Source organism: Cryptosporangium aurantiacum (assembly GCF_900143005.1).
Classification (GTDB): Bacteria; Actinomycetota; Actinomycetes; order Mycobacteriales; family Cryptosporangiaceae; genus Cryptosporangium; species Cryptosporangium aurantiacum.
Map to the genome: position 1 here is coordinate 49,492 of NZ_FRCS01000032.1, position 6,231 is coordinate 55,722.

6 protein-coding genes are annotated in these 6,231 nt (G+C 72.5%); 2 read left to right on the top strand and 4 right to left on the bottom strand.

Going from position 1 to position 6,231, the window contains the following annotated elements; genetic code table 11:
- Positions 1-18: 18 nt before the first annotated feature.
- Both BUB75_RS42940 and BUB75_RS42945 read right to left on the bottom strand, forming a co-directional pair.
- A complete protein-coding gene (locus tag BUB75_RS42940) occupies positions 19-222 on the bottom strand; it encodes a CDGSH iron-sulfur domain-containing protein (protein WP_073266460.1) in 204 nt (67 codons plus the stop codon).
- A complete protein-coding gene (locus BUB75_RS42945) occupies positions 219-1,124 on the bottom strand; it encodes a Rieske (2Fe-2S) protein (RefSeq protein ID WP_073266462.1) in 906 nt (301 codons plus the stop codon). The genes BUB75_RS42940 and BUB75_RS42945 overlap by 4 nt, the downstream gene beginning before the upstream one ends.
- Before the next feature lie 133 nt (positions 1,125-1,257).
- Here BUB75_RS42945 and BUB75_RS42950 point away from each other — a divergent pair, with 133 nt between their 5' ends.
- Entirely contained in the window at positions 1,258-1,494 is a 237-nt protein-coding gene (locus BUB75_RS42950) for a DUF6480 family protein (RefSeq protein ID WP_073266464.1), read from the top strand.
- On the opposite strand, the gene BUB75_RS42955 is transcribed toward BUB75_RS42950, so the two are convergent.
- On the bottom strand, positions 1,491-2,504 hold the full coding sequence (locus BUB75_RS42955; RefSeq protein ID WP_073266466.1) for an NAD-dependent epimerase/dehydratase family protein: 1,014 nt from the start codon (positions 2,502-2,504) through the stop codon (positions 1,491-1,493). The genes BUB75_RS42950 and BUB75_RS42955 overlap by 4 nt on opposite strands.
- Before the next feature lie 165 nt (positions 2,505-2,669).
- On the opposite strand from BUB75_RS42955, the gene BUB75_RS42960 reads away from it, so the two are divergent.
- Positions 2,670-5,573, top strand: coding sequence for a YfhO family protein (locus BUB75_RS42960; protein ID WP_073266468.1), 2,904 nt, complete (start codon positions 2,670-2,672; stop codon positions 5,571-5,573).
- On the opposite strand, the gene BUB75_RS42965 is transcribed toward BUB75_RS42960, so the two are convergent.
- Positions 5,502-5,975 carry a DUF1203 domain-containing protein gene (locus BUB75_RS42965; protein WP_073266470.1) on the bottom strand — a complete coding sequence of 158 codons (474 nt, stop codon included), beginning with the start codon at positions 5,973-5,975 and terminating at the stop codon, positions 5,502-5,504. The genes BUB75_RS42960 and BUB75_RS42965 overlap by 72 nt on opposite strands.
- Positions 5,976-6,231 lie beyond the last annotated feature (256 nt).

The following is a 6,231-nucleotide window of genomic DNA, read 5'->3' on the forward strand; positions in this document are numbered from 1 at the left end:
CGGCGGTAGGGCTTGTTTTCATGCTCCGGGCGCTTCGAAGCCGACGAGTTTGTGCGTGCCGTCGCAGAACGGCTTGAGCCCGGACTTCCCGCACCGGCACAGCGCCACGGTCGCGCGGCCGGGGTCGATCGGCGTCCCGTCCTGGCCACGCAGTACGAAGTCGCCCCGAATCAGCAGCGGGCCGTCCTCATAGAGCGTGACGCTCACTTCCTCACCGCTCACACCTCGGCGTTCTTCCACACGCTTCCTTCCGCGAACGCCCGAGCACGCAGCCGCCCGGCCACGATCTCGGTCCGGAACACCGGCTGGCACGCAGTCGCCGGACCGCGCAGCGGTTCGCCGTCGACCAGCCGGAACACCGACCCGTGCCAGGGGCACGTGATCCGGGGTTCCCCCGGCCCGTCGGTGACTTCCCCTTCGTGCAGCGGTCCGCCGACATGACTGCATTCGGACGCCAGGACATGGACGCCGCCGCCGGTCCGCAGGTGCCTGCGATAGACGACGACCGTGGTGTCACCGACCACGCGCCGCACCGGCTCGCCGATCGGGATCTCGTCCAGCGGCCCGAGGTCCTGCCAGCCGTCCCCGGCCCGCCGCATCGTGCCCTCGGCGTGGTTGACGCCGCTCGCCTGCGAGTAGGCGAGGTGGCCGCCGAGCGTGCCGCCGAGGCCGACGGCGGCCAGGCCCAGCAGCGCGTAACCGACGCCGCTGAGCTGTCGTCCCTGCTTCCGGGCCGTCCAGGAGGCGGCGTAGAACGTGGTGCCGACCGCGTTCGCGGCCGCGTGCACCAGGCCGACGCGCCGCTGGTCGGGTTCCAGGTCCGCCCAGTCGGCCAGGCCGGCAGCGATCGCGGCGGGCGCGGTGAGCAGCCCGAGACCGACGAGTCGCCGCGCGGCGGTCCGGCCACCGGGCGTGAAGTCGAGGACGCTCGCCGACACCCAGGCGCCGATCGGTACCTGGACCAACACCGGATGGACCGGATGGCCGAGCCATCGACCGTGTAGGAGGTCTGCGATGCGTGCGCTGGGGATCGTCTGATGGACCGCGTCCGCGACCGCCTCGGCGACGGGGTCGAGGAGCCGCGCGTTTTCCAGGCGGGTGAAGAGTGCTCGGATCACCGACATAGAGCAGCAATTACCCGGCAAGCAGGCGGTCACACCGTGAACCTGAGATCGGTCGCCGGTTTCCGCCCGGTACGGGGTGTGTGTGCCGGGTGACCGGGTAGCCCACCGGCGGACGCAACCGGAAGGAGGACTGATGAGCTCGATGAGCTGGCAAGGTCCGGATCCGAGCCGCACGCCGGGGCTGGAGCCCGGCGGCGGTGTGCCGCCGGGGGAGACGCCACCGGGGGAAGGTGGCGTCTCGGCGATCACCCATCAGGAGGCAGGACCGGCCCCGAAATGGGTGCCCCGCGTGGTGATCGGCGCCATCGGACTGATGGTGGTGCTGGTCGCGCTGTTCATGCTCGTGCGTGTCTTCCTGATGGTGGACTAGGCGAACAGCCGGATCGGGCGGAGGAGGGGGCCGCGACCGCCCGCGTGGGCGCGGATGCCACCGACGACATCGGCGAGCGCCTCGGTCGTGCGGTAGCGGGGCGTCCACCCCAGTTCGTCCCGCGCCCGTGCGCTGTCCAGCAGCGGGTGACCGAGCAAGAGGTCGACCCAACCGGCGTCGACCGGCTGGAGGCGCGTCGCCCAGGTCACGGCAGCGCCCGCACGGAGCACCGACGCCGGAAGCGGTATCCGCCGCCCACCGAACGCCGCCGCCAGGTCCTCCGGCCGCAGCGGCGGCTCCGGCGCCAGGTTGAACGCCCCGCCCGCCCGCGCGGCGAGAATTCGCAGGACGCCGTCCGCGACGTCGTCCGCGTGCACGACCTGCGTCACCGCGCGGTCGGGTAGCGGGAGGACCGGTAGTGGCGCACGCACGAGCGGCCGCGCCAGGGCGGGCGCGAAGTACCGCAGGAGCTCGCTGGCCGCTCTGCGCTGCACCACCAGCGCCGGCCGCAGCCGGGTCACGACCGGCAGCACGCCCCGCTGCTCGGCGGCGTCGAGCAGGCGTTCGGCCGCGACCTTGTCCCGGCTGTAGGACGACGTGTGGATGCCCTCGGTGGGCCAGTCCTCGCCGACCGGGCGATCCTTCGGCCCGACCGAGTACACGCCGACCGAGGACGCGTGCACCAGGTGCGGGACGCCTGCCTGCTCGGCGGCGCTGATCACCGCGTCGGTCCCGAGCAGGTTGGTCCGGACGAGCCGGCGCCGGTCGTGGCTCGGCTGGATCGCCCACGCCAGGTGCACCACGGCGTCCGCCCCGGCCATGGCGGCGCGCAGGACGACGTCCGCATTACGGGCACCGACGTCGCAGCGGACCCACCGCGTGCCGGAAGGTGCAGAGCGTTCCGGCGGGATCCGCCGAGCGACCGCGACCACCTCCGCACCCGATCGGAGGGCAGCCCGTACCACCGCACTCCCGACATTCCCGCTGGCTCCGGTCACCACGATGCGCATGACGTGCTGGGTTCCCCGCCGGGCTGCCGACAATCCATCGGACGTCCGGCGTTCGACGGAGGGTTACCACGGGGCTGTTACTCTCGGCGGGTCCTCGCGTCCCGGCGTGGCCGTAGTCCCCCGCGTTCCGGAGTTCGATCATCTCGTGAACAAAACAGGGTCCCCGTGAGCCAGAGGTCCGACACCGTCGTGGCAACCCCGGCGCCGGAGCCGTCCGAGGAGAGCGAGCAGTCCCGGCCGGCCGAACCGCGCTGGCAGCGGGTGCTGACCGCGGTGGTCACGCTGACGATCATCGGTTACGCGCTGATCGGCATCGGGCCGGCTCTGCTGGGCCAGAAGGTCTTCGCCGCGACCGACATGATCGCGAACAAGGCCCCGTACGTGAACTCCGGCCTGGCCGACGTCCAGCCGACGAACACGTACCTGAACGACACCGTCGACTCGGTCGTCCCCAACACCACGCTCTTCGGTGAGCTGTTCCGCGACGGTGACGTCGCACTCTGGAACCCGTACCAGGCCGGTGGCAGCGCGTTCGGCTCGACGCCGAACAACGCGGTCTACAACCCGCTGACGGTGCCGTACCTGGTGCTGCCCGGATGGCTGGCGCCCGGCTACGTGAAGCTGCTCGAGATCCTGGTGGCGGCGGGCGCGACGTTCCTGTTCCTGCGGCGGTTCGGGCTCGGACGTGCGGCGGCCGGGCTCGGTGGGTTGGTGTTCGTCGGCAGCGGGTTCATGATCGCGTGGACGAACTGGCCGCAGACCCGGGTCGCCGCGTTCATTCCGGCCGTGTTCTGGTGTGCCGAGCGGTTGGTGACCAACCGGCGGGCCCGGGACGGGGCACTGCTGTGCCTGGCCGTCGCGTCGATGCTGCTCGGCGGTTTCCCGGCGGTGACCGGCTACACGATCCTGTTCGCCGGCCTGTACCTGGTCACCCGCGTCTTCGCCGAGTACGGCGGGCAGTGGCGGCGGATCGTCGGCGTGGTCGGCGGCGCCGGTGCGGCGCTCGGCGGTGCGGTCGCGCTCGCCGCGTTCCAGCTGCTGCCGTTCGCGTCGGCGATGACCGGTGTCTTCATCCGAGGACGGGAACAGACGCCCGACGACCACCTGTCGCCGGTGACCGCGTTGACCGCGGTGGCGCCCTGGGCGTTCGGGACGACCGACCCGAACCGCGGACCGTACTGGTATCTACCGGTCAACCTGGTCGAATCGACGATGTACCTCGGGGCGGCGGCGGTGCTGCTGATCCTCGTCGCGGTCGCGTGGCCACGGGCCGCCTGGGGCCGGCTGCCGCGCGGCGGCTGGACGTTCTTCGTCGTCGCGGCCGGGCTCGGGCTCCTCGTCTCGTACGCGGGTGGGCTGCCGCTGGCCGTGCTGCAGAAGCTGCCGGTGCTGTTCTCCGACAACTACGTCGGGCGGATGCGGAGCGTGCTCTGCTTCGTGCTCGCGGTTCTCGCTGCGGTCGGGTTCGACCTGCTGGTGCGGAAGGTCGCTCCGGCGCGGGCCGCGAGCTGGGTCTGGCGGGTTTGGCCGGCGCTGGTGTTCAGCGGGGCAGCGGTTGCCGGCGCCGGACTGATCTGGCGGGGGCGGCGGGCGGCGGAGATCGCGAAGGGCGGCGAGAACGGCGCGTACCGCGTCTCCTGGTTCGACGACCAAGTGTTGTGGGCCGGGCTGTTCGTCGCGCTGGCGGTGGCGGCGATCGGGGTGCTGTGGTGGACGATCCGCCGCGGGCGCGGGCGGTGGCTCGCCGGAGCTGCGGCGGTGCTGGTGCCGGTGCTCGTCGTGGTGCAGGCGCTGACGTTCGCCGGGCCGTACTGGCCGAAGTCGGACCGGGACACGTTCTACCCGGAGACCGGCGTCCACACCTGGCTCGCCGAGCACCTCGGGGACGACCGGTACGCCGCGGGCGGCGCGATGTTCGTCGGATCGGACTCCTACTACCGGCTGCGGGCGCTGAACGGCCACCAGTTCGTCGGGAAGCGGTTCGGCGAGGCGCTGGACGGCATGCCCGGCTGGGGACTCGGTGACCCGCCGACCTACGTCAACTTCCGGTCGACGTCGCAGATGGCGCAGCAGCCGCTCTTCGACCGGCTCGGCATCAAGTACTTCGTGACCGCGCCCTGGGACGAGGTGTTCGGCACGGTCACCGAACCGAAGCCGACCACCGGGCCGACCACGATCGGCAACGACCAGCCGCTGACCGAGCGGGTGCCGGGTTCCGGGCCGCTGCGCGCGGTCTCGGTCGTCACCGCGGCGGCGTTCCGGCCGGACCGCGACGCGCACGTGCGGGTCAGCCTGCGCGACTCCGCCGGTAAGGAGCTGGCGCGCGGCGAGCGCGAGGTACTGGTCAGCGGCGGGCGGGACGGCCTGGCCGCCGGCCAGCGGTTGACGATCCCGATCGTCGCCGAGGATCTGCCCGCCGACGCGGCGCTGACCGCGGTGATCACCCAGGACTCCGCGGTCCCGCTGACCGTCGAGGGGTCGCTGGGCGTCGTGCGGCCGGCTGACGACGGGCTGAAGCTGGTGTACGCCGGCGAAGCGGTGGTCTACGAGCGGCTGACCGCGCTGCCGCGGATCCGGTGGGCGAACGAGACCGTGGTCGAGCCGGACGCCGCCGCGCGGGTGGAGCTGGTGAACAGCCGCTCGCTCGCGGCGAACCAGGTCGTGCTCGACGCGGCCGGTGCGCCGGCGACCGAGGGCAGCACCGCGGAGATCTCGGTCGTCACCGACGGGGTCGACCGGATCGAGACCCGGGTCGACGCGTCCGGCGACGGCTACCTGGTGGTCGCCGACGCACTGCAGACCGACTGGGCGGTGACCGTCGACGGCAAGGCCGCCGAGCTGGTCCCCGCCGACCACGGTCTGGTCGCGGTCGCGGTGCCGAAGGGTGTGCACACCGTGGCGCTGTCGTACCGCACGCCGTACCAGGGCGCGGGAACCTACCTGTCGGCCGCGGCCGCGGTGGTGCTCGTCGTGATCTTCGCGGGCGGGTGGTGGCGGTCACGCCGTGCGCGTCACCGTGAACATGAAGCACCCGTAGGCGACGTTCCGGCTGTGGATGCCGATCACTGACGGGTCGGCGAGCATCTCGTCGAGGACCGCGTCCGGTGCGGAGCCGTCGTGGACGCGCGTGGCGGGGTGGATGCGCCCCTCGGCGTCGTAGGCCCGATAGACCTGCGGCCGCCCCAGCCACCCCTCCGGATACCGCCCATCAACCGCACCACCGCACGGGGTGGCGTGTGCGAACACCGGGCCGTACTCGCGGTACGGGCCTTCCGGCAGCGGTGGCCGGTAGCCGAACAGGATGAGCTCCTCGCCGGGGCTCGCGTCCCGGAGGCAGCAGCGGAGCGGTTCGCCGCCGTCGGCCGTGCGGCGCTCGGGCGGGGTTCCGCCGGCGTCCGGGCTGCCCGCCCGGGCGGCGTCCAGGGTCTGTGGGGCGATCGCGTCGATGCGGTAGGTCGTCGTGGTGTCCATACCATCGATCGTGGTGCGCTCCGCCGCCGGATGCTGGCGGGAATCCGCCACCGAGTCGGGGCCGCGCCGAAGCGGATTGCATTTGGGAGGCCTCTGGCCCTTCCAAATGCAATCCGTTTCGAACGCCGCGAGCCGCCCTCCAGGGGGCGGCTCGCGGGGTGTGGGTCAGACGCGGGTGGTGGCTGCGGTGTCGGCGACGCCGTCGCCGTTGGTGTCGGCCACGGCGGTGTCGGTGTAGCCGTCGCCGTCGGTGTCG

Coding starts and splice junctions, on each gene's coding strand:
- BUB75_RS42945 (WP_073266462.1), bottom strand. CDS start 1,124: ATGTCGGTGATCCGAGCACTCTTCACCCGCCTGGAAAACGCGCGGCTC.
- BUB75_RS42950 (WP_073266464.1), top strand. CDS start 1,258: ATGAGCTCGATGAGCTGGCAAGGTCCGGATCCGAGCCGCACGCCGGGG.
- BUB75_RS42955 (WP_073266466.1), bottom strand. CDS start 2,504: ATGCGCATCGTGGTGACCGGAGCCAGCGGGAATGTCGGGAGTGCGGTG.
- BUB75_RS42965 (WP_073266470.1), bottom strand. CDS start 5,975: ATGGACACCACGACGACCTACCGCATCGACGCGATCGCCCCACAGACC.